Annotated in this window: 19 protein-coding genes; 7 read left to right on the top strand and 12 right to left on the bottom strand. The window is 72.0% G+C overall.

Annotated features, from left to right (window positions below; genetic code table 11):
• Positions 1 to 27 precede the first annotated feature (27 nt).
• From ACFWVV_RS19210 to mce, 7 genes are all read right to left on the bottom strand, one after another.
• Positions 28 to 903: an ABC transporter permease subunit gene (locus ACFWVV_RS19210; RefSeq protein WP_384351993.1), complete on the bottom strand. Its 876-nt coding sequence runs from the start codon at positions 901 to 903 to the stop codon at positions 28 to 30.
• The gene (locus ACFWVV_RS19205) at positions 900 to 2,177 is read right to left on the bottom strand and encodes an ABC transporter ATP-binding protein (RefSeq protein ID WP_384352179.1); all 1,278 of its coding nucleotides are present in this window, start codon (positions 2,175 to 2,177) and stop codon (positions 900 to 902) included. Before ACFWVV_RS19205 ends, ACFWVV_RS19210 begins: the two co-directional genes overlap by 4 nt.
• A 178-nt stretch (positions 2,178 to 2,355) precedes the next feature.
• Entirely contained in the window at positions 2,356 to 3,126 is a 771-nt protein-coding gene (locus ACFWVV_RS19200; protein ID WP_384351996.1) for an ABC transporter permease, read from the bottom strand.
• A 1-nt stretch (position 3,127) separates the two neighbouring features.
• Positions 3,128 to 4,066, bottom strand: coding sequence for an ABC transporter ATP-binding protein (locus ACFWVV_RS19195; protein WP_384351998.1), 939 nt, complete (start codon positions 4,064 to 4,066; stop codon positions 3,128 to 3,130).
• A gap of 90 nt (positions 4,067 to 4,156) precedes the next feature.
• Positions 4,157 to 5,098 carry a cellulose-binding protein gene (locus tag ACFWVV_RS19190; protein WP_384352000.1) on the bottom strand — a complete coding sequence of 314 codons (942 nt, stop codon included), beginning with the start codon at positions 5,096 to 5,098 and terminating at the stop codon, positions 4,157 to 4,159.
• Positions 5,099 to 5,323: 225 nt separating this feature from the next.
• Positions 5,324 to 9,451: a polarized growth protein Scy gene (gene scy / locus ACFWVV_RS19185; protein ID WP_384352003.1), complete on the bottom strand. Its 4,128-nt coding sequence runs from the start codon at positions 9,449 to 9,451 to the stop codon at positions 5,324 to 5,326.
• Between the two features lie 272 nt (positions 9,452 to 9,723).
• Positions 9,724 to 10,173: a methylmalonyl-CoA epimerase gene (gene mce, locus ACFWVV_RS19180; protein WP_384352006.1), complete on the bottom strand. Its 450-nt coding sequence runs from the start codon at positions 10,171 to 10,173 to the stop codon at positions 9,724 to 9,726.
• A gap of 138 nt (positions 10,174 to 10,311) precedes the next feature.
• Here mce and ACFWVV_RS19175 point away from each other — a divergent pair, with 138 nt between their 5' ends.
• Both ACFWVV_RS19175 and meaB read left to right on the top strand, forming a co-directional pair.
• Positions 10,312 to 11,517 (top strand): acetyl-CoA C-acetyltransferase, encoded by a 1,206-nt coding sequence (locus ACFWVV_RS19175; RefSeq protein ID WP_384352008.1) that lies wholly within the window; start codon positions 10,312 to 10,314, stop codon positions 11,515 to 11,517.
• Positions 11,518 to 11,599: 82 nt separating this feature from the next.
• Positions 11,600 to 12,556, top strand: a complete 957-nt coding sequence (meaB, locus tag ACFWVV_RS19170) for a methylmalonyl Co-A mutase-associated GTPase MeaB (protein ID WP_384352012.1) — start codon at positions 11,600 to 11,602, stop codon at positions 12,554 to 12,556.
• A 224-nt stretch (positions 12,557 to 12,780) separates the two neighbouring features.
• Here the strand turns inward: meaB and ACFWVV_RS19165 are convergent, their stop codons facing one another.
• Positions 12,781 to 13,500 carry a PepSY domain-containing protein gene (locus tag ACFWVV_RS19165; protein ID WP_384352014.1) on the bottom strand — a complete coding sequence of 240 codons (720 nt, stop codon included), beginning with the start codon at positions 13,498 to 13,500 and terminating at the stop codon, positions 12,781 to 12,783.
• Positions 13,501 to 13,623: 123 nt separating this feature from the next.
• On the opposite strand from ACFWVV_RS19165, the gene ACFWVV_RS19160 reads away from it, so the two are divergent.
• Positions 13,624 to 14,301 (top strand): response regulator transcription factor, encoded by a 678-nt coding sequence (locus ACFWVV_RS19160; RefSeq protein ID WP_384352017.1) that lies wholly within the window; start codon positions 13,624 to 13,626, stop codon positions 14,299 to 14,301.
• Complete coding sequence (locus ACFWVV_RS19155) at positions 14,301 to 15,728, top strand: sensor histidine kinase (protein ID WP_384352020.1); 1,428 nt, start codon at positions 14,301 to 14,303, stop codon at positions 15,726 to 15,728. Before ACFWVV_RS19160 ends, ACFWVV_RS19155 begins: the two co-directional genes overlap by 1 nt.
• A 94-nt stretch (positions 15,729 to 15,822) precedes the next feature.
• Here ACFWVV_RS19155 and ACFWVV_RS19150 read toward each other — a convergent pair whose 3' ends face one another.
• From ACFWVV_RS19150 to ACFWVV_RS19135, 4 genes are all read right to left on the bottom strand, one after another.
• Positions 15,823 to 16,317, bottom strand: a complete 495-nt coding sequence (locus tag ACFWVV_RS19150) for a MarR family winged helix-turn-helix transcriptional regulator (RefSeq protein ID WP_384352182.1) — start codon at positions 16,315 to 16,317, stop codon at positions 15,823 to 15,825.
• A gap of 112 nt (positions 16,318 to 16,429) precedes the next feature.
• Positions 16,430 to 17,230 carry an AIM24 family protein gene (locus ACFWVV_RS19145; protein ID WP_384352023.1) on the bottom strand — a complete coding sequence of 267 codons (801 nt, stop codon included), beginning with the start codon at positions 17,228 to 17,230 and terminating at the stop codon, positions 16,430 to 16,432.
• A complete protein-coding gene (locus tag ACFWVV_RS19140; RefSeq protein ID WP_384352026.1) occupies positions 17,227 to 17,877 on the bottom strand; it encodes an AIM24 family protein in 651 nt (216 codons plus the stop codon). Before ACFWVV_RS19140 ends, ACFWVV_RS19145 begins: the two co-directional genes overlap by 4 nt.
• Positions 17,877 to 18,515 carry an AIM24 family protein gene (locus tag ACFWVV_RS19135; protein ID WP_384352029.1) on the bottom strand — a complete coding sequence of 213 codons (639 nt, stop codon included), beginning with the start codon at positions 18,513 to 18,515 and terminating at the stop codon, positions 17,877 to 17,879. The genes ACFWVV_RS19140 and ACFWVV_RS19135 overlap by 1 nt, the downstream gene beginning before the upstream one ends.
• Before the next feature lie 280 nt (positions 18,516 to 18,795).
• Between ACFWVV_RS19135 and ACFWVV_RS19130 the strand changes: the two genes are divergently transcribed.
• From ACFWVV_RS19130 to ACFWVV_RS19120, 3 genes are all read left to right on the top strand, one after another.
• A complete protein-coding gene (locus ACFWVV_RS19130) occupies positions 18,796 to 19,143 on the top strand; it encodes a DUF3817 domain-containing protein (protein WP_384352032.1) in 348 nt (115 codons plus the stop codon).
• Entirely contained in the window at positions 19,140 to 19,433 is a 294-nt protein-coding gene (locus ACFWVV_RS19125; RefSeq protein ID WP_384352035.1) for an MTH1187 family thiamine-binding protein, read from the top strand. The genes ACFWVV_RS19130 and ACFWVV_RS19125 overlap by 4 nt, the downstream gene beginning before the upstream one ends.
• A 170-nt stretch (positions 19,434 to 19,603) precedes the next feature.
• On the top strand, positions 19,604 to 20,350 hold the full coding sequence (locus tag ACFWVV_RS19120) for a hypothetical protein (RefSeq protein WP_384352038.1): 747 nt from the start codon (positions 19,604 to 19,606) through the stop codon (positions 20,348 to 20,350).
• Positions 20,351 to 20,356 lie beyond the last annotated feature (6 nt).

Genomic DNA, 20,356 nt, shown 5'->3' with positions numbered 1-20,356 from the left:
GGTCCGACGGTACGCGCCCCGGTCGCGTCAGACGTCGCGCCGGTGCTGGACGAGGAACGCCAGGCCCAGGAACAGCGCCGCCAGGACGGCGATGATGCCCAGCGGCTCCCAGCCGGTCGGGCCGCCGTCGCCCATCTCGGTGCCGTAGAGGGACCCGAGCTGGCTGGGCACCGAGTACTCCAGCAGGAACATCTGTACGTCGCGCAGCGACTCCGACATCATGAACAGCGCCATCACCAGCGGCATCAGCACGAAGCCGATCATGATGGTGATCGCCCCGGCCGAGTGCCGGATGAGCGAGCCGACGGCGAGCGAGAGCAGTCCGGTGCAGGCGACGTAGAAGCTGACGCCCAGGGTCGCCCTCAGCCACAGGTCGCCGCCGGTGCTGCCGCCGAGCACGCCCGCCATCAGCGCGGAGACGATCGCGGTGGCCACCAGCGTGATGCAGAACGTCAGCAGGAAGAAGACCACGGCCTTGGCGGTCAGCACCCGTGCGCGGCTGGGGCAGGCGGTCAGGGTGGTGCGGATCATGCCCGTGCCGTACTCGGAGGCGATGGTCATCACGCCGAGGGTGATCACCGGGATGAGGCCGAGCAGCACACCGACGAAGCCGAACATGACCGGCGACTCCTCCGTCGGCAGCGAGTCCGCGGAGGTGAGCGCGAGGGTGATCAGCGCGCCGACGCCGAGCACCAGGACGACCATCACGCCGAGCGTCCAGATCGTGGAGCGCACCGAGCGGATCTTGGTCCACTCGGAGGCGAGCGCGTCCATGAGCGTGGCCCTGCGCAGCGGGACGGGGGAGGCGTACCCGGGGCCGTGCTGCTGCGGTCCCTGCCACTCCTGCTGCTGCTGTGCGGGGGCCGCGCCCTGCTGCTGGTACGGGGTCGCGGGAGTCGTCATCGGGCGTCCTCGGGGGTGTCGCTGCTGGTGTCGTCGCTCTTGCCGGGCGCGGGCGCCGCGGCGGGTGCCGGACCTGCGGCGGGGGCCGGATCCGTGGCGGGGGCCGGACCCGCGGCGGGGGCCGGGGGAGCGGCCGGGGCCGCGTACGGGTTCTGCCCGGCCGGTACCGGGACGGTGGCGGGCGAGGCCGGCGGCACCCCGGGGTGCGGCTGCCCCGGCTGGGGCGGTGGCGGGGCGTACCAGCCGTGCTGCGGCGCGGCCTGCGCGTCGACGGGCCCGCCGGGCAGCGGCTGTCCGGGCAGCGGCTGTCCGGGCAGCAGGCCGGCCGGGGCCTGGTCGAAGCCCGCGAGCTGGTCGGCGGTGGAGCGGTAGTCGACGGCGGCCTGCGTCATCCGCATGTACGCCTCCTCCAGCGACGCCTGGTGCGGCGCCAGCTCCCACAGCCGTACGTCCGCCTCGTGCGCCAGGTCCGAGATCCTCGGCAGGGCGAGGCCGGTGACGCGCAGCGCGCCGTCCGGCTCGGGCAGCACCTGGCCGCCCGCCTCGGTGAGCACTGCGGAGAGCTTCTCGCGCTGGGCGGGGTCGGTCTGCGGGGTGCGCACCCGGGCGAAACCCGCGGAGTTGGCGGCGATGAAGTCCCGCACGCTCATGTCGGCGAGCAGCATGCCGCGGCCGATCACGATCAGGTGCTCGGCGGTGAGCGCCATCTCGCTCATCAGGTGCGAGGAGACGAAGACCGTACGGCCCTCGGAGGCCAGCATCTTCATCAGGTTGCGCACCCAGAGGATGCCCTCGGGGTCCAGGCCGTTGACCGGCTCGTCGAAGAGCAGCACCTGCGGGTCGCCGAGCAGGGCGGCGGCGATGCCCAGGCGCTGGCCCATGCCGAGGGAGAAGCCGCTGGAGCGCCTGCGGGCCACGTCCTGGAGGCCGACCACGCCGAGCACCTCGTCGACGCGGCTCGCCGGGATGCCGGAGAGCTGGGCCAGCGACAGGAGGTGGTTGCGGGCGCTGCGGCCGCCGTGCACGGCCTTGGCGTCGAGCAGGGCACCGACCTGGCGGGGAGCGTTGGGCAGCTTGCGGAAGGGGTGGCCGCCGATGGTGACATGGCCCTCGGTCGGCTCGTCAAGCCCCAGGATCATGCGCATGGTGGTGGACTTGCCGGAGCCGTTGGGCCCCAGAAAGCCGGTCACCGTGCCCGGCCGTACCTGGAAGGAAAGGTTGTACACGGCCGTCTTGGCGCCGTAGCGCTTCGTCAGGCCGACTGCCTCGATCATTCTCCAGAGCCCCATCGACAGATCGTCGGGGGAAAGATCACGTGCGGTCTACAGCGATCCGTAACGCCCCCGTAAGCACTAGGAGCTTAACCAGGGGCATGCGGTTCCGGCCAAGAACGGATGTTCGCAAGACCACTCGCGGGGGTCGTCCCGTCCCCGGACTCAGGCGTCCTGGGATTCAGGCGTCCCGGCTCTTCAGTACCAGCCAGCCCGCCAGCAGCGCCAGTGCCACCCAGATCAGCATGATCCCGAGCCCGCCCCAGGGGCCGTAGGGCACCGTGTCGTTCTCCGGGGTGACCACCTGCATGATCCTGCTGCCGGCCTGGTCGGGGAGGAACCGGCCGATCTTGCGGGTGGCCTCCACATTGCCCAGGATCGGCGCGAGGAGGAAGAACACCGGCATCAGGATGCCCAGCGAGAGCATCGGCGAGCGCAGGACCGCGGTGACTCCCATCGCGAACACCGCGATCAGCGTCATGTACAGCGCGCAGCCGAAGACCGCCCGCAGTACGCCGGGATCGCTCAGCGTCGCCTTGTACTCGCCCAGCGCCGCCTGTCCGACGAAGAACGTCACGAAGCTGGTGACCAGTGCGACGAGGAATGCGAGCAGGGTCGCAATTCCGATCTTGCTGAACAGGAAAATGCCCCGCCGCGGTACCGCGGCCAGCGAGGTGCGGATCATTCCGGTGCTGTATTCGTTGCCGACCACCATCACACCGAAAACGATCATTGCGAGCTGGCCGAGGCTCGTTCCCGCGAAACTGAGGAACGTCGGATCGGCGAACCGCAGCTCCTTCGCGTCCATCTTCGCGAACTCGTTCCTGGACAGCACGCTGATCAGAAATCCGAGCCCGATGGTGAACACCACGGCGAGCGCGAGTGTCGTCCCGGTGGACCGCACCGACTTGATCTTGGTCCATTCCGACTTCAGTACGTAACCGGCATGCATCTCAGGTCCGCCATCCCGTCGGCTGCGCGGGTGAGACCGCGTGTGCGTGATATTCGACCGACTCCGCGGTGAGCCGCATGAACGCCTCCTCCAGCGAAGCCTGTTGCGGGCTCAGCTCATGGAGCACGAGCTGGTGCCGCGCGGCCAGCTCACCGAGCTGCTCGGACGCGGCGCCGTCCACCTCGAGGCTCCCGTTGCCCGCCGCGACGGCCGTGATCCCGGCCTGGTGCAGCACGTCCAGCAGCCGCTCCTGCTGCGGACTGCGCACCCTGACGTACGCGCGTGAATTGGTGCGGATGAACTCAGCCATCGACATGTCCGCCAGCAGCCGCCCCTGCCCGATGACCACCAGGTGGTCGGCGGTCAGCGCCATCTCGCTCATCAGGTGCGAGGAGACGAAGACCGTACGCCCTTGCGCGGCCAGCGACTTCATGAGGTTGCGGATCCAGTGGATGCCCTCGGGGTCGAGCCCGTTCACCGGCTCGTCGAACATCAGGATCTCCGGGTCGCCGAGCAGCGCGGCCGCGATGCCCAGGCGCTGACCCATGCCGAGCGAGAAGCCCTTGGAACGCTTCCTGGCCACCCCCGTCAGCCCGACCGTGTCCAGCACCTCGCCGACCCGGGCGGCCGGGATGCCGTTGCTCTGCGCCAGGCACAGGAGGTGGTGGTAGGCGCTGCGGCCGCCGTGCAGGGCCTTGGCGTCCAGGAGTGCCCCCACGTACTTCAGGGGCTCCCTGAGGTCCGTGTAGCGCTTGCCGTCGATGCGTACGTGGCCCGCGGTCGGGCGGTCGAGATCCAGCATCATCCGCATCGTGGTGGACTTGCCCGCCCCGTTGGGGCCGAGGAAGCCGGTGACGATGCCGGGGCTCACATGGAAGGTGAGGCCGTCCACCGCGACCTTCTCGCCGTACCGCTTCGTCAGGCCGGAAACCTCGATCATGCCTGCCACGCTAAATGCGGACAAAGCCCCCCGCCACCGGGGAGTGGCGAGGGGCTTTGTCACCGCACGGGGGGTACGGCGGGGTGGTGTCTAGCGGGACTGCTGGGCCGGGACTCCGCGGGAGATCGGCTCGTCCTCGACCGGTGCGCCGGCGGCGGCCACGGCCGCACCGGTCAGCGTCGCCAGCATCTCGCGGACGTTGGTCAGCTGGGCGTTGATCGAGTCGCGGCGGTTGGTGAGCGCCGCCAGCTCGCGCTCGGACTCGCTGCGGATCCGGTCGGCCTTGGCATTGGCGTCGGCCACGATGTCCTCGGCCTGACGCTGCGCCGTCTCCACCGTCTGACGGGCCCTGCGCTCGGCGTCCGTGCGCAGCTTCTCGGCCTCCAGGCGCAGCTGCTCCGCCCGGTGCTCGATCTCCGCGAGACGCTTCTCCGCCTTCGCCTGACGGGAGGCCAGGTCGCGCTCGGACTGCTCGCGGCGCTTGGCCAGGTTGGTCTCGAAGTCCGCGGCGGCCTGGGCGGCCTTGGCGCGCGTCTCCTCGAAGAGCGCGTCCGCCTCCTCGCGCTTGGACTGCGCGTCCTTCTGCGCCTCGGAGCGGAGCTGGGCGGAGTCGCCCTTCGCCTTCTCGACGATCCGGACGCCCTCGTCCTCCGCCTTCGCCTTGCGCTCGGCGGCGAACGACTCGGCGTCGTTGCGCACCTGCTGGGCGGCCGACTCGGCCAGCTCGCGGTGCTGCTCGGAAGCGCGACGGGCCTCCTCACGCAGGTCCTTCGCCTCCTCCTCGGCAAGGCGGAGGATCTTCTCCACGCGGGCACCGAGGCCGGCGTACGACGGCTCCGCGTCGTTGACCTGGGCCTGAGCGTTCTGCGTTTCGAGGTGGAGCTCCTCGATGCGCTTTTCCAGAGAGGTGATTCGGGCGAGTGCACTGTCACGGTCGGCGAGCAGCTTGGCAATGCGGTCGTCCACCTGACCGCGGTCGTAACCACGCCGCACCTGCTCGAAGCCGTATGGGGAGGCGGATGTGTCGCTCATGAGGTTCCTGTCGAATGAGACCGGTGAGGTGATAGGGGAATCCTAGGGGCCTAAGCGGCGTGTCATCGAGCCAATGCCGGTTTGATCTGGAGAATGACCCTCCTTTTGAGTGGCAACCTGCCGGAGCTCTTGCCACCCGCACGGATGAACGCCTCGTCAAACCTGGCTCGAATCACAGCTCAATCACAGAACCCTTCATCACATGAGTCACCGTGCGTCCGGTCGTCAGTTGCCCGAAGACTTGCCACCCGATCGGGTCCCGCCGGCCGCCGCTCCGGCCTTGACGCCGCTCGCCGCCGAGCCACCGGCCGGTTTGCCGCCGGACGGTGCCTCGAATGACTCCAACGCCTCAAGTACGTCCTGGACACGGGAGATCTCGGCCTGGATGTCCTCGCGCCTGCGCACCAGAACATCCAGTTCGCGCCGGCCCTCGGCGACCGTGCGCTCCGCCTCGGCCTTCGCCTCGTCCCGCAACTTCGTTGCCTCGCGGACCAATTCGGCCTTCTTCTGCTCGGCCTCCTTGAGCAGCTGCTCGGCCTTCTTGACCGCCGCGATCCGGACCTTGCCGGCCTCCGAACTCGCCTCGGAAACCATCGCCTTGGCCTTCGCCTCGGCCTCCGCCTGCTGCTCGGTGGCCGCCTTCATCAGCTTGTCGACGCGCTCGCCGGCCGTCTTCATCTGCTCGGCGGTCTCGCGGCGCGCACGCTCGTGCAGCTCCTCGATCTCGCCCTCCAGCCGGGTCCGCAGCTCCTCGGCCCGCTCCCTTATGGCGGTGGCGTCCCTGCGGGCACCGACCAGCAGCTCGTCGGCGTCCGTACGCGCCCTTTCCACCAGGGAGTTGCCCTCGACCCTGGACTCCGACACCAGCCGCTCGGCCTCCTTGCGGGCCGCCCCGACCATCGTGTCGGCCTGCTCCTCGGCCTGGGTGGCGGCCCGCAGCGCCTCCTCCTGGGCCTTCGCGACCAGCTGGTCGGCCTGCTCGGCGGCGTCGCCGCGCCGCTTCGACGCGGCCTGCCGCGCCTCGTCGAGCAGCCGGTCCGCCTCCGCACGCGCCTCGCTGCGCACCTGCTCGGCCGCCGCGTCCGCGTCCTCGCGGTGCCTGTCCGCCTCGGTACGGATCCGCTCGGCGGCCTGCTGGGCCGAGCCCACCGTCTCCGCCGCCTCCGCGCGCAACCGCTCGGCCTCGCCGGTGGCGTCCGAAACCAGCCGCTCCGCCTGCGTGGTGGCCTCGGCGACCAGCTTCTCCGCCTCGCCCGCCGCTTCCGTGATGAGCTTGTCGGCCTGCCCGGCGGCGTCGCTGCGCCTCTTGTCCGCGGCCTTGCGGGCCTCGTCGAGCACCTGCTCGCCCTCGGTACGGGCAGCCGCCCGCAGCCGCTCGGCCTCCGCCTCGCCCTCGTCCCGCACCTGCTGGGCCCCGGCCCGCAACCGCTCCGCGTCCTGCTCCGCCGACGTCAGGGTGGCGGCGGCCCGCGCGGTGATCCGCTCGGCCTCCTGCGCCGCCTCGTCCCGCGCCTGCGCGGCATCCCGGTCGGCCTTCGTGCGTACCTCGGCCGCCTCCGTCTGGATCCGCTCGGCCTCGGTACGGGCCTCGCCGATCAGCAGGTCCGCCTGGGCGGCCGCGTCGCCGCGGATGCGGTTGGCGTCCGCGCGGGCCTCGGCACGCGACTTCGCCGCCGCCTCCTCGGCCGCCGCGAGGGCGTCCGACGCCTCGGTACGCAGCTGCTGCGCACGCTCCTGCGAGTCGGTCCGCAGCCGCTCGGCCTCGGCGATGGCGTCGCCCACCGTGCGCTCGGCGAGCGCCTTGGCCGCGTCGGACTCCTCCTGCGACCTGCTGCGGATGCGGCTCGCGTCCTCGGCGGCCCGCTCCCGTTCGGCGTGCGCGTCCGCGCGGACCCGGTCCGCCTCCTCCTGCGCCTGGGTCGTGGTGCGCTCCGCCGCGTGCTCGGCGGCACTGCGCAGCCCGGCGATCTCCTCCTCGGCCTGCTCCTGGAGCCCGGCCACCGCGTCCCGCACCTGCTGGGCGGTCTGCTCGGCGGCCGACACCAGCTCGGTGGCCCGCCGGTCCGCGTCCTGAAGCAGCCGCTGCGCCTCGGCCTGTGCCTCCTCCACCCGCTTGCGGGCGGAAGCCAGCAGCTCCTCGCTCTGCTCGCGGGCCTGGGTGCGCTCGCGCTCGGCCTCGGCGCGGGCGCCCTCGAGCGTCTCCGCGGCCTCCCTGCGGCGTCGTACGGCCTCCTCCTGCGCGGCGGCCAGCGCCTCGGCGGCCTCGCCGGACACCCGCTCGGCGGCGGCAGCCGCCTCCGCGCGCACCCGGTCAGCGCTCTCCTGCGCCTCCGTCTTCAGCCGCTCGGCCTCGGCCGCAGCCTCGCTGCGCAGCCGCACCGCGGCCGCCTCGCCCTCGGCGCGGGAGCGCGAGGCGTCGGCGGCGGCCTCGTTGCGCAGCCGCTCGGCCTCCTGCTCGGCCTGCGCCTGGAGCGTGCGGACCCGCTCGGCGGCCTCCGCGCGCAGCCGGTCGCTCTCCTCGCCGGCCTCCCTGCGGATCCCCTCGGCCTCCGCGCGGGCGCCGATCAGCGCCTCCTCGGACGCCGTCACCCGCTGCTCGGCCTCGGCACGCAGTCGCGCCAGCTCCTCGGCGGCCTCGCCGCGGCGCGCCTCGATGCCGCGGTCGGCCTCCTCGCGCAGCGACCGTACGGACTCCTCGGCCTCCGCCTTCGCGTGCTCGGCCTGCTCCTCGGCCTCGGTGCGCAGCCGCTCGGCCTCGGCGCGGGTGCGCTCCAGCAGCTCCTCGGCCTGCTTGCGCAGGGAGTTCGCCCGCTCGGTGGCCTCGGAGCGGACCCGCTCGCCGTCGGCGCCCGCGGCTCCCCGCAGCTCCTCGGCGTCGGTACGGGCCTTGGTCAGCAGCTCCTCGGCGGTCCTGGCCGCCTCCTCGATCTGCTGGACGGCCTCCCGGCGCGCCTCGCCGCGGATCCGCTCGCCCTCGGCGACGGCCTCGGAACGCAGCTGCTCGGCCTCGCCGCGCAGCCTGCGGGCCTCCTCCTGGAGCTCGACCGTCCTGGCCCGGTACTCCTTGGTGTCGTCCTTGGCGGCGCCCTTGAGCTCGTCGGCCTGCTCGGCGGCGTCGCCGCGCAGCCGCTCGGCCTCCGCCTCCGCCTCGCGGCGGATCCGCTCGGCCTCCTCGGCGGCCTTGCGGGTGGTCTCCTGCGCGTTCTCGGACGCCTTGGTGAGGACTTCCTCGGCCGTACGGGCGGCCTTGGCGAGCTGGGCCGCGGAGTCCTCGGCGGCCGCGGTGCGGGCCTTGTCGGCGGCCTCGTTGACCAGCCGCTCGGCCTGGGCGCGGGCGTCCGCGAGGGCCTGCTCGGCCTCCGCCTTGAGTGCCTCGGAGTCCTTGGTGGCCTCGCCGACCAGACGGGCGATCTCGGACTTGGCGGTACGGGTGCGCTGCTCGTTGACGGACTCGGCGCCGGCCAGCTGCTTGGCGGCGGCTTCCTTCGCCTCGGAGAGGACCTTCTCCGCCTCCAGCCGGGCCTCGCGCAGGGCCGTCTCGGCCTCCTGCATCCGGGTCTCGGCGGTGCGGCTCAGCTCGGCGGCCTGCTTGCGGGCCTGCTCGGACTCGACGGTCGTGGTGGAGCGGAGCTGCTCGGCGTGGGTGGTGGCCTCCTGCGCCTGCGTCGACGCGGCGTTCAGCAGCCGCTCGGCGTCCTTGCGGGCCCGCAGCAGCGTCGCCTCCGCCTCCGCGCGGGCGGTCTCCGCGTCGGCGTTCAGCCGCTGACGGGCCTCCTCGGCGATCCGGGTCGCCTCGGCGCGGGCGGCGGACAGGGCCTGCTCGGCCTCGGCCCGCGACTCCTCCAGGAGCCTGCGGGCCTGCGCCTCGGTACGGGCGCGCAGCTGCTCGGCCCAGGCCACGTTCTCGTTGACGTGCGACTCGACGGTCTGCCGGCGCTCGGCGAGTTCCTGGTCCAGGCGCTGGCGGCGGGTGACCGCCTCCTGGTGCAACTCGGCCTGGAGCCGGGCCTGGTGCTCCGCGTGCTCCTGGAGGATGCGCTGCGTCTGGGCGCGGGCGTCCCGCAGCTCGCGCTCGGCGTCGGTGCGCAGCTGGTCGGCCTGCACCTGGGCGTTGCGGAGCAACTGCTCGGCCTGGTAACCGATGTCCGCCGCGTCGTAGGCAGGCCGGGACGCGAGGTTGCGGCGCGCCTCGTGGAGCTTGGCGCGCAACACCTCGACCTGGTAGCCGAGGTCCTCGGCATGCTGGACCGCCTTCTCCCGCTCGGTCTTCAGCCGGTCCATCTCGGCCTCGAACCGCGAGAGATGGTCGGATTCAGCCCGCTGAGGGCTCTCCTGGCGTTCGTAGCCCCGCACTGCGCGGTCCCATCCGTCCCCTGGTCGCAACTGTCTGTCGTGACTCCGTTTGTGGTGAGTCACCTCGTGAAGCCCCTGGGGCACTCACGCCGTGAACCCACCTGCCGTACGGCCCCACCCTGTCAGCGGGCGGGCCTCCGGGGAATGGTGTCAGATCAACTGCGGACCACAAGTCGCAGGCCCCGATACCGGCCCCGGCCCGGAACGGCCCACTCTACCGGCCGGGTCGGGCGGGGGACGGCGGTCCTCCTCAGTACTCGGTCCCCGCGGCCTCAGTGCTCCGCGTCGGTGCCGGCGGCCGGGAGGGCCGCGGTGACCAGTTCGGTCAGCACGCCGTGGCAGTCCTTGGGGTGCAGGAAGGTGATGCGCGAGCCCATCGAGCCGGTGCGCGGCTCGTCGTACAGCACTCGAACTCCCTTGCTGCGGATGTCGTTCGCGTCCCCGTCCACGTCCTCGGTGCCGAAGGCGATGTGGTGCACGCCCTCACCGTTCTTGGCCAGCCACTTGCCGACCGCGGAGTCGGGGCGGGTGGGCTCCAGGAGCTGGAGGTAGGAGGCGCCGCCGTCGGAGGTGCCGCTGATCCTGATCATGGCCTCGCGGACACCCTGCTCCTCGTTGATCTCGGAGTGGTGCACCTCGAAGCCGTACGTGGCCCGGTAGAACTCGACTGTCCTGTCGAGGTCGTGGCAGGCGATTCCGATGTGGTCGATTCGCGTCAGCATGGGTCCAGTGCAGCGCGGTTGGGGGTGGTTACGCAACGTGCGCGCGATCACACCGGATGCCCGGTGACGGGCGCCTTACGCGTCAGTACATTCAGGTAAACCCTCGTTCACTCCCAACCTCCCAAGGGGCCGTGCCTCATGCCTGGAACTCCCGGAACGAACACCTCCGTCATCGTGGCGGGCGCCCGTACTCCCATGGGCCGTCTGCTGGGATCCCTCAAGTCCTTCTCCGGAGCCGACCTCGGCGGCTTCGCGATCAAGGCGGCCGTCGAGCGTGCGGGCATCGGCGGCGACCAGGTCCAGTACGTGATCATGGGCCAGGTGCTGCAGGCCGGAGCGGGCCAGATCCCGGCCCGCCAGGCCGCCGTCAAGGCCGGCATCCCGATGAACGTCCCCGCCCTGACCGTCAACAAGGTCTGTCTCTCGGGTCTGGACGCCATCGCGCTGGCCGACCAGCTGATCCGCGCGGGCGAGTTCGACATCGTGGTGGCGGGCGGCCAGGAGTCCATGACCAACGCCCCGCACCTGCTGCCGAAGTCGCGCGAGGGCCACAAGTACGGCGCGATCGAGATGCTGGACTCGATGGCGTACGACGGTCTGACCGACTCCTTCGAGAACATCCCCATGGGCGAGTCGACCGAGAAGCACAACGGGCGCCTGGGCATCGAGCGCGGCCCGCAGGACGCCTTCGGCGCCCGGTCGCACCAGCTGGCCGCCGCCGCGCAGAAGAACGGCGTCTTCGCCGCCGAGATCACCCCGGTCGAGGTCCCGCAGCGCAAGGGCGACCCGGTGCTGGTCTCCACGGACGAGGGCATCCGCCCGGAGACCACCGTCGAGGGCCTGGCCAAGCTGCGCCCCGCCTTCGGCAAGGAGGGCACGATCACGGCCGGCACCGCTTCGCAGATCTCCGACGGCGCCGCCGCGGTCGTCGTCATGAGCAAGGCGAAGGCGCAGGAGCTCGGCCTGGAGTGGATCGCGGAGATCGGCGCCCACGGCAATGTGGCGGGCCCCGACAACTCGCTCCAGTCGCAGCCGTCCAACGCCATCGCGCACGCCCTGAAGAAGGAGGGCCTCGGCGTCGACGACCTCGACCTGGTCGAGATCAACGAGGCCTTCGCCGCCGTCGCCGTCCAGTCAATGAAGGACCTCGGCATCTCCCCGGAAAAGGTGAATGTCAACGGTGGTGCCATCGCCCTCGGCCACCCCATCGGCATGTCCGGCGCCCGCCTCGTGCTGCATCTGGCACTGGAGCTGAAGCGGCGCGGCGGCGGCGTCGGCGCCGCGGCCCTGTGCGGCGGCGGCGGTCAGGGCGACGCGCTGATCGTGCGGGTGCCCGGGAAGTAGCCGCCGGACGGCTGTGGGAGGTGCCCGCGTACGCCCACGTACGTACGCGGGGAAATGACGCGTTGACTGAGCGGAGCTAGTGATGCAGGACGTCCCCACGCTGGTCGAGCAGGCCCGGGAGGGCCGGCCCAGGGCCGTGGCCCGGCTGATCTCGCTGGTCGAGGGGGCGTCCCCGCAGCTCCGCGAGGTGATGGCGGCGCTGGCACCGCTGGCGGGCAACGCGTACGTGGTCGGGCTCACCGGCTCGCCGGGTGTCGGCAAGTCGACCTCGACGTCCGCGCTGGTGGCGTCGTACCGGCGGGCCGGGAAGCGGGTGGCGGTGCTCGCCGTCGACCCCTCCTCGCCCTTCTCCGGGGGCGCGCTCCTCGGGGACCGGATCCGGATGGCCGACCACGCGTCGGACCCCGGGGTCTACATCCGGTCCATGGCCACCCGGGGACACCTGGGCGGGCTGGCCTGGGCCGCACCGCAGGCGATCCGGGTGCTCGACGCGGCCGGATTCGACGTGGTGCTGGTCGAGACGGTGGGCGTCGGCCAGTCCGAGGTGGAGATCGCCTCGCAGGCCGATACGTCGATGGTGCTGCTGGCCCCCGGGATGGGCGACGGCATCCAGGCCGCCAAGGCCGGAATCCTGGAGATCGGCGATGTGTACGTGGTCAACAAGGCCGACCGGGACGGGGCGGACGCCACGGTCCGCGAGCTGAACCACATGCTCGGCCTCGGCGAGTCACGGGGGCCCGGCGACTGGCGCCCGCCGATCGTGAAGACGGTGGCGGCCCGGGGCGAGGGCATCGAGGAGGTCGTCGAGGCGCTGGAGAAGCACCGGGCCTGGATGGAGGAGCACGGCGTCCTGGCGGAGCGGCGGGCGGCCCGCGCGGCCCACGAGGTCGAGACCATCGCCGTCACCGCACTCCGCGAACGCATCGGCGACCTCCGCGGAGACCGCCGCCTCGGCGCCCTGGCGGAACGCATCGTGGCCGGTGAACTGGACCCGTACGCGGCGGCGGACGAACTGGTGGCGGGAGTCACGGAGGGCTGAGGGCCGCGGGGCGGCCGGGCCGGCGAGGTGGCGGGAGGTCCCTGCCCGCCCGCCCGGGCCGCTGCCGTCGGCCTGCGAGGGCGTGCGGGGCGGCCCGACGCCGTGAGGGCCGCTTACGAGGCGCTGCCCGCCGTGCTTGCCTTCGTACGCCGCACGCGCGGTGTTATGCCCCGTGCAGCGGCGCGCCCGGCGGCCTTGCGGCCCCGGGGCCGTCGGCCGGTTTCCTAGTGACCGGCCCCGTCGGCGTCCGCGGTGTCGTCCTTGTCGTCGCCGGGCCGGCCTGCGGAGTCCTGGTCACCCGAGGCCTTGTCGTCGGTGTCCTGGGTGCCCGCATCCGCCTCATCGGCGTCCTGCGAGCCCGAGGCCTTGTCATCGGCGTCCCGGGCGTCCGCGTCCTGGTCCTTCACGACCGCCGCCGCGCCCGTCTTCGCGTCCACGGTCACGTCCTGGTGCGTGCCGTTCTGCCCGCGTACCTCGATCTCCCAGTGGCCCTGCTCCAGGTCCGCCTCGGTCACCTGGCCCGGAGCGGTCTTCAGGGCGGCCGTCATGGCCTGCTGGACGGTGACCGGAGCGCTCTGCGGGGCACGGTCGGCGCGGTCGTCCGCGTCCTCGTCGAGGTGCTTGTTCACGACCTTGGTGCCCGCTGCGTCCACCGTCACGTCGTGCCACTTGCCGTCCTTGCCGAACACGTCGAGGTCCCACTCCCCGCCGTCGTCCTCCAGATCCACACCGGTCACGGTGCCGGGGACGGCGGAGACGGCGGTGGCGACCGCCTTGGCCGCGTTGCCGTTGGCGTGTCCGGTACCGGCGCCCTTGGCGTCACCTGCGGCGGACGTCGCGGTCGCCGGGGAGTCGCCGTCGGGCGCGCTCAGCGCCGTCGCCGTGCCCGTTCCTGCCAGTACCACTGCGGCCGCGGCGGCGATGACGTACTTGCGCTTCAGCATGGGGTGTTCCTCCGTCGGGATTCAGGGGCTTCGCTTGTGTCCCCCAACCTGGACCGGACAGGCTGAACGTCACCTGAAGTCACCTGAAGCGCCCTTCAGCTTCCGCCTGCGACCCTGGTCCCCATGCGCCTGTTGATCGTGGAGGACGAGAAGCGGCTCGCGGTGTCCTTGGCCAAGGGACTCACCGCCGAGGGCTTCGCCGTGGATGTCGTGCACGACGGGCTCGAGGGGCTGCACCTGGCCGGCGAGCAGCCGTACGACCTGGTCGTCCTCGACATCATGCTGCCCGGCATGAACGGCTACCGGGTCTGCGCCACCCTGCGCGCCGCCGGGAACGACGTACCGATCCTGATGCTCACCGCCAAGGACGGCGAGTACGACGAGGCCGAGGGGCTCGACACCGGGGCCGACGACTACCTCACCAAGCCCTTCTCGTACGTCGTCCTGCTCGCCCGCATCCGCGCCCTGCTGCGCCGCAGGGGCGCCGGGCCGTCCTCCCCGCTGCTCACCGTCGGCGCGCTCACCCTGGACACGGCGGCCCGGCGGGTGCACCGCGGCGGGACCGAGGTGACCCTCACCGCGAAGGAGTTCGCGGTGCTGGAGCAGCTCGCACTGCGCCCGGGTGCCGTCGTCAGCAAGACCGAGATGCTGGAACACGTCTGGGACTTCGCCTACGAGGGCGATCCCAACATCGTCGAGGTGTACATCTCCACGCTGCGCCGCAAGCTGGGCGCCGCCCGCATCCAGACCGTGCGCGGCGCCGGGTACCGGCTGGTCGCGGTGGACGGCGAGGGGGCGTGATGCGTTCGGTACGGGCCAGGGCGGCGCTCGGCGCCACCGCGGTCGTCGCCGTGGCTCTGATCGGGGCCGGCCTCGCGGTGCTGCTGGTGCTGGTCGCCAAGCTGACCGACCAGACCGACCTCCAGGCCGAGGTGGCCGCCCAGGAGGTCGCCTCGCAGGTGGCGCTGGGCGTGGCGTACGACCGGCTGGAGATGCCGGACAAGGACGAGAACCCCGTCCAGGTCGTCACCGAGGACGGGCGGGTGGTGGCCGTCAGCGAGAAGCTGGAGGCGATCTCCGGCACGGGCAGCAGCCAGGTCCGGCCGGTCGCTCCCGGAGCCGCCCCGGCCGACGGCGACGGCGACGGCCAGGACGGCGGCGACGGGCGGCGCGACACGGGCCGCGGCGAGGTCTCCCGCGACGAACCCCGCTTCACCTCCGGGGCCGCCACCGTGGACGGCGACAGCGCCGACTACCGGTTCGCCGCCGTCGAGGCCACCACCGGAGCGGGAGCCACCGTCACCGTTCACGCGGGCGCACCGCTCGCCGCCGAGCAGGACGCCGTCGGCACGGTCAGGTCCGCGATGCTGGTGGGGCTGCCGGTGCTGCTGGTGATCGTGGCCGGAGTCACCTGGCTGGTCACCCGGCGGGCCCTGCGCCCCGTCGAGGGCATCCGGCGCGAGATGGCGGCCATCACCGCGTCCGAGGACCTGACCCGGCGGGTGCCGGTGCCCGGCACCCGGGACGAGGTGGACCGGCTCGCCGTCACCACCAACGAGACCCTGGCCGCCCTGGAGTCCTCCGTGGAGCGCCAGCGCCGCTTCGTCGCCGATGCCTCGCACGAACTGCGCAGCCCCATCGCCTCGCTCCGCACCCAGCTCGAAGTGGCTTCCGCACACCCGGAGTTGCTCGACCTGGAGGGGGCCGTCGAGGACACCGTACGGCTCCAGGACCTGGCGGCGGACCTGCTGCTGCTTGCCAGGCTCGACGCGGGGGAGCGGCCCGGGGCGGCGCGGGTCGACCTGTCCGCGCTCGTACGGGCGCAGGTCGCGCAGCGCGAGGGGCAGGGCGGGCATCCGGTGGCGGTGCGGGCGCCGGACGGGGTGGAAGTGGCCGGATCGCGCGGTCAGCTGGCGCGGGCGCTCGGCAATCTGCTCGACAACGCGCAGCGGCACGCGGAGAGTTCCGTCGAGGTGGCCCTGAGCGGTGCGGACGGCCGGGCGGTGCTGACGGTCGCGGACGACGGGGGCGGGGTGCCGGAGGCGGAGCGGGAGCGGATCTTCGAGCGGTTCGTACGCCTCGACGACGCGCGCAGCCGGGACGACGGCGGGGCCGGGCTGGGCCTGGCCATCGCCCGGGACGTGGCCGAGCGGCACGGCGGGTCGCTGACGGTGGGCAGGGCGCCGGGCGGGGGTGCGCTCTTCACGCTCGTACTGCCACAGCGGTAAGGGGCGCTGAGCAGCGGAAGCAGCTGTAACCGGTCCGTACCGGTCCGTACCGGTCCGTACCGGTCCGTACCGCCCCGGCCCGCCCCGCCCCGCCTCAGATCCTGCCGCGCTTGCCGCGCAGCTCCTGCGTCATCGGGGTCAGCGCGTCGCGCAGCTGGAGCAGGTCCTCCGTCGACATGGTGTCGAGGAAGTGGCGGCGGACCGATGCCACGTGGTGCGGGGCGACCCGCTGCATCATCTTGTCGCCCTCCTCGGTGAGGACCGCGTACAGGCCGCGCCGGTCGGACTCGCAGTTCTCGCGGCGGACCAGGCCCGCCTTCTCCATGCGGGTGATCTGGTGCGAGAGGCGGCTCTTCGACTGGAGAGTGGCCGTGGCCAGATCGCTCATCCGCAGCCGCTTGTCGGCGGACTCGGAGAGGTTGACCAGGATCTCGTAGTCGTTGTTGGTCAGGCCGAAGGGCTGGAGGTCCTTCTCCAGCTGGTGCATCAGCAGCTTGCTGGATTCCAGATAGGTGCGCCAGGCGCACTGCTCGTCGTCGCTGAGCCAGCGGGTGGCGGCAGTGTCGTGGGATGAGGGGCCGCTGTCCATGGAAGGCATGTCGGCATTCTACCCAAGAAGTTGAATGCTGGACAAAAATGGCCGATGTTCGCGGGTGTGACGCCCGGCATCCGCCAGCGCGTCACACTCCGCAGACTACCCCTTACAGACCGAAGCGGCGCTGGAGGTCCCCGAGTTGGCCGGGAAGGCGCGGTGCGGAGCCGCCCTGCCCCGGTGCGTGGCCGCCGCCGGGCACTCCGGCATTCTGCCCCGCCGCACCGCCGACCGCCCCCACCGCCTGCTCGGCCATCAGCTGCTCGGTGGACTGGAGCAGGACCGTACCCGCCCCGACGAACTCGAACTGGTGCTCCTCGCCGGACGCCCCGCCGACGCCGGTCATCGCGCGCAGGCCGCCCATGACGCCGGTCATGTAGCCGTGGTCGTAGTGGTGGCAGGGGGAGGGGCAGTCGGCCCAGCCGACCAGCGCCTGCGGGTCCACGCGGATCGGCGGCTCCATGAAGACGACGGGACCGTTGGAGGCCGCGACGAACTTGCCCGTACCGATCAGGGTGAGGAAGCCGGGCACGATCGACTGCTTGAGCGCCAGCGTCGGCTGGTACGCGAGGAGGTTTCCGGCCCTGATGGTCAGATTGCCCTCCTCCAGGTCGAAGGAGTTCACGTCGAAGGCGCGGTCGGCCAGCAGCATCTTGCCGCTGCCCTCGGCCACCACCCAGTCACTGGCGTGCAGCGGGGAGTGGAAGGAGGTCCGCAGCAGCCGGTCGAAGCGGCCGTGGCCGATGCTGTTGAACTCGATCTGCCCGTAGTAGGCGATCATCTTGCCCTTCTGCAGGAACCACTGGCTCCCCTTGAGCTCCACGCAGAAGGTGTAGGCGTTGACGTTGTCGTCGGACGGCAGCGAGTGCGGGTCGAAGACCGCGGGGCCACCGGACACAGGGGTGCTCACAGCTTCTCCTCCGAGGCCTGGACGTACACCGCGCCGTTGCCGGAGAGTTCCAGCTGGAACGCCTCGCCGGAGCCGCGGCCCACCATGTCGCGCCAGCCGAGCGCGGTGGAGAGTTTGTTGCGTACGTCGCCGTGGTGGGCGACATAGGCCTGCGGGTCGACGTGCACCGGGCGCTGCGGGGTGATCGGCAGCTCGATCACGCCGCCGTGCGCCATCACCGCGACCGAGCCGTGGCCCTTGAGGGTCGTGGTGAACAGGCCCTGGCCGGAGACCTGGCCGCGCACCATGCCCATCACACCGCCCTGCGAGCCCATGAACATGGTGCCCTGGGTGAGGGTGCCGTCGAAGGCCAGCAGCCGGTCGGCCTCGACGTAGAGGGTGTCGCCGGCCAGGGCGATCACCTGGATGTGGTGGCCGCCGTGGCCGAACATCACGGTTCCGCTGCCCTCGACGGTCATCAGCGGGGTCTGCTCGTTCGCCACCCGGCGCCCGATCATCGACATGACGCCGCCCTGGCCGCCGGTGAGGCTCGGGGTGAAGGAGACCTCGCCCTTGTACGCGAGCATCGCGCCGCGCTGGCTGAACATCTTCTGGCCGGGAGCGATCTGCGCCTCGACCATCCTCGGATTGATCTCGCGGAACGGCATCAGACGTCGCCCCCGACGGTGTTGCGCTCGCTGGGCTGGACGTACACCAGGCCCTCGCCCTCGAAGCGGATCTGGAAGGCCTCGCCGGAACCCTCGCCGATGAGCGTCCGGAAGTTGACGCCGGACTGGAAGGACTGGCGGAGGTTGCCGGTGTGCGCGACGTACGCGCCGGGGTCGACCTGGAGCGGGTACTGCGCGCTGACCCGCAGGGCGACGGCCTGTCCGTCGGAGGTGATGGCCGCCTGGCCGTGCCCCTCCACGGTGGTGGTGAACAGGCCGTTGCCGCTCGCGCCACCGCGCAGCCCGGTGAACGTGGTGCCGGTGCGCAGGCCCGCGTCGGTGCACAGCAGATTGCTGGACTCGACGTAGAGCTTGTCACCGGTGAGGTTCACCAGGTTGATCTCGCTGGCGCGGTCGGCGAAGTAGCACGTGCCGTGCCCCTTCGCCTCCATCACCGTCATCTGTTCGCCGGTGAGACGGCGGGTCACCATGCCGCGCACGCCTTCACCGCCGCCGGACATCTTCTTGAAGGCGATCTGGCCGTCGTACGCCACCATGGAGCCGTTTTTCGCCTTGACGGCGTCCCCGGTCATGTCGACGGCGAGCACCTTGCTGCCTTGGAGTCGGAACTGAGCCACATGGTCGACGGTATCGGGCGCGTGCCCTCCCGGCCAGGGCCTTCCGGCGGAGGTCACCCCTGAGCGGACCCCGAGGCGGCGGAGCGCACCACCCCTGAGCGGACCCTGAGCCAAGGGCAGGCAAAGCCGGATGCCACAATGGGCCGAGCTTGTGCGCGCGTTCACAAGATCAGCCGTGCTTTGCCCCGCAGACCCGCAGACGACCCCGCAGACGACCCGCGGACCGGCGGACCGCAGCCCCGCGGACCCCGCAGATCCGCAGACCCGAAGGTGCCTCCCCGTGGACATCAAGACCGCCGCCGCCATTCACCGGCTCCGCCTCGTCTCCATCCCGGAGGCGATCTCCTTCCCGCTGCTGCTGATCTTCGGGTCGCTGCTCAGCCGTATTTCCGACATCGACCTGGTGATGCCGCTGGGCATCCTGCACGCGGTGCTGTTCCTGCTGTACCTGGTGATGCTGGCCGACGTGTGGGTCAAGGCGAAGTGGTCGCTCGGGCGGGTCGCGTTCTTCGCGGTGCTCGCGGTGGTGCCGTTCGGCGGTCTGTACGGCGACAAGAAGCTCAAGCGCGAGGAGCAGGACGGCGTGATCGCCGCCCGCGCCCGCAAGGAGAGCGGGGCGCTCGCATGATCGTCGCCTTCTCCGTCACCCCGCTGGGCGTGGGTGAGGACGTCGGGGAGTACGTCGCCGACGCTGTGCGCGTGGTCCGCGAGTCCGGTCTGCCGAACCGCACCGACGCGATGTTCACCTCCATCGAGGGCGAGTGGGACGAGGTGATGGCGGTCGTGAAGCGGGCCGTCGCCGCGGTCGAGGCGCGGGCACCGCGCGTCTCCGTCGTCCTGAAGGCCGACATCCGGCCGGGCGTCAGTGACGCTCTGACCTCCAAGGTCGACACGGTGGAGCGCCACCTGTCCGCCTGATCCATTGCCCGAAGCCCGCTGAAACCCCTGGTCCCGAGGACCAGGGGTTTTTTGCCGCCCTCGGTTTGAGCGAGTGCTCAAACACCTCTTGAGCAGTCGCTCAAAAGGGCGTACCTTGCATTTTGAGCGACTGCTCAAATTCTGAATCCGGAAGGCGCAGGGGCCTGCCCATGAAGCAGCTGTACGTCGAGGCGCTGATCCGCGCCGACCAGGACGCCCTCTGGGAACGCACCCAGGAGCCGGACATGCACCGGCGCTGGGACCTCCGCTTCACCGAGATCGACTACCTGCCGCCCGTCGAGGGGCAGCCGCAGCGCTTCCGGTACGCGACCCGGGTGCTGCCCTGGCTGACCGTGGCCGGCACCGGCATCGCCGCGGGGGAGCGGCACCGCCCCGACGGCACCCGCACCTCCGCGCTGCGGTTCTCCTCCCCGCACCCGCTCTCGCTGCTCGCCGAGGGCAGCGGCTACTGGCGCTACGTACCGACCGGGGACGGCGTCCGGTTCCTCACCGGCTACGACTACCGGCCGCGCTGGGGTGCGGCGGGCGCCGTCGCGGACCGGCTGCTGTTCCGGCCGCTGATGGGCTGGGCCACCGCGTGGTCCTTCGACCGGCTGAGGCTGTGGCTGGAGCGCGGCACCCCGCCGGCCCGCTCCCTGCTGCACGCGCTGGCCGAACTGGCCGGCCGGGGGGCCGCCGTGGTGCTCGCCCTGGTGCTCGCGGGCAGCGCCCCGGTGGCCGGCGCCGTGCTGCTCGCGGCGGCGCTCTTCCTGCCGCCCCTGCCCGGGACCCCCGCCGCCCGCCGCTGCCTGCGCCGCCCACCCGTACCCGTACGTGCGCCGTCCCTGCTCACCGCACTCACCCACCAGGAGCCGCACACGTACGCCCCCGCACCGGTCGAGGAGCCCCCCGCATGAGCACAC

It is taken from the genome of Streptomyces sp. NPDC058663 (assembly GCF_042716745.1).
GTDB lineage: Bacteria > Actinomycetota > Actinomycetes > Streptomycetales > Streptomycetaceae > Streptomyces.
Note: the sequence above shows the minus strand (reverse complement) of the source record. Positions and strands in the feature narration are given on the sequence as shown.

What these genes read in the sequence shown, in the direction of transcription:
- ACFWVV_RS19155 (WP_384352020.1), top strand. Translation starts at nt 14,301, where the DNA reads ATGCGTTCGGTACGGGCCAGGGCGGCGCTCGGCGCCACCGCGGTCGTC.
- ACFWVV_RS19165 (WP_384352014.1), bottom strand. Translation starts at nt 13,500, where the DNA reads ATGCTGAAGCGCAAGTACGTCATCGCCGCCGCGGCCGCAGTGGTACTG.
- ACFWVV_RS19150 (WP_384352182.1), bottom strand. Translation starts at nt 16,317, where the DNA reads ATGGACAGCGGCCCCTCATCCCACGACACTGCCGCCACCCGCTGGCTC.
- meaB (WP_384352012.1), top strand. Translation starts at nt 11,600, where the DNA reads ATGCAGGACGTCCCCACGCTGGTCGAGCAGGCCCGGGAGGGCCGGCCC.
- mce (WP_384352006.1), bottom strand. Translation starts at nt 10,173, where the DNA reads ATGCTGACGCGAATCGACCACATCGGAATCGCCTGCCACGACCTCGAC.
- ACFWVV_RS19175 (WP_384352008.1), top strand. Translation starts at nt 10,312, where the DNA reads ATGCCTGGAACTCCCGGAACGAACACCTCCGTCATCGTGGCGGGCGCC.
- ACFWVV_RS19200 (WP_384351996.1), bottom strand. Translation starts at nt 3,126, where the DNA reads ATGCATGCCGGTTACGTACTGAAGTCGGAATGGACCAAGATCAAGTCG.
- ACFWVV_RS19205 (WP_384352179.1), bottom strand. Translation starts at nt 2,177, where the DNA reads ATGATCGAGGCAGTCGGCCTGACGAAGCGCTACGGCGCCAAGACGGCC.
- ACFWVV_RS19195 (WP_384351998.1), bottom strand. Translation starts at nt 4,066, where the DNA reads ATGATCGAGGTTTCCGGCCTGACGAAGCGGTACGGCGAGAAGGTCGCG.
- ACFWVV_RS19125 (WP_384352035.1), top strand. Translation starts at nt 19,140, where the DNA reads ATGATCGTCGCCTTCTCCGTCACCCCGCTGGGCGTGGGTGAGGACGTC.
- ACFWVV_RS19210 (WP_384351993.1), bottom strand. Translation starts at nt 903, where the DNA reads ATGACGACTCCCGCGACCCCGTACCAGCAGCAGGGCGCGGCCCCCGCA.
- ACFWVV_RS19190 (WP_384352000.1), bottom strand. Translation starts at nt 5,098, where the DNA reads ATGAGCGACACATCCGCCTCCCCATACGGCTTCGAGCAGGTGCGGCGT.
- ACFWVV_RS19140 (WP_384352026.1), bottom strand. Translation starts at nt 17,877, where the DNA reads ATGCCGTTCCGCGAGATCAATCCGAGGATGGTCGAGGCGCAGATCGCT.
- ACFWVV_RS19120 (WP_384352038.1), top strand. Translation starts at nt 19,604, where the DNA reads ATGAAGCAGCTGTACGTCGAGGCGCTGATCCGCGCCGACCAGGACGCC.
- ACFWVV_RS19160 (WP_384352017.1), top strand. Translation starts at nt 13,624, where the DNA reads ATGCGCCTGTTGATCGTGGAGGACGAGAAGCGGCTCGCGGTGTCCTTG.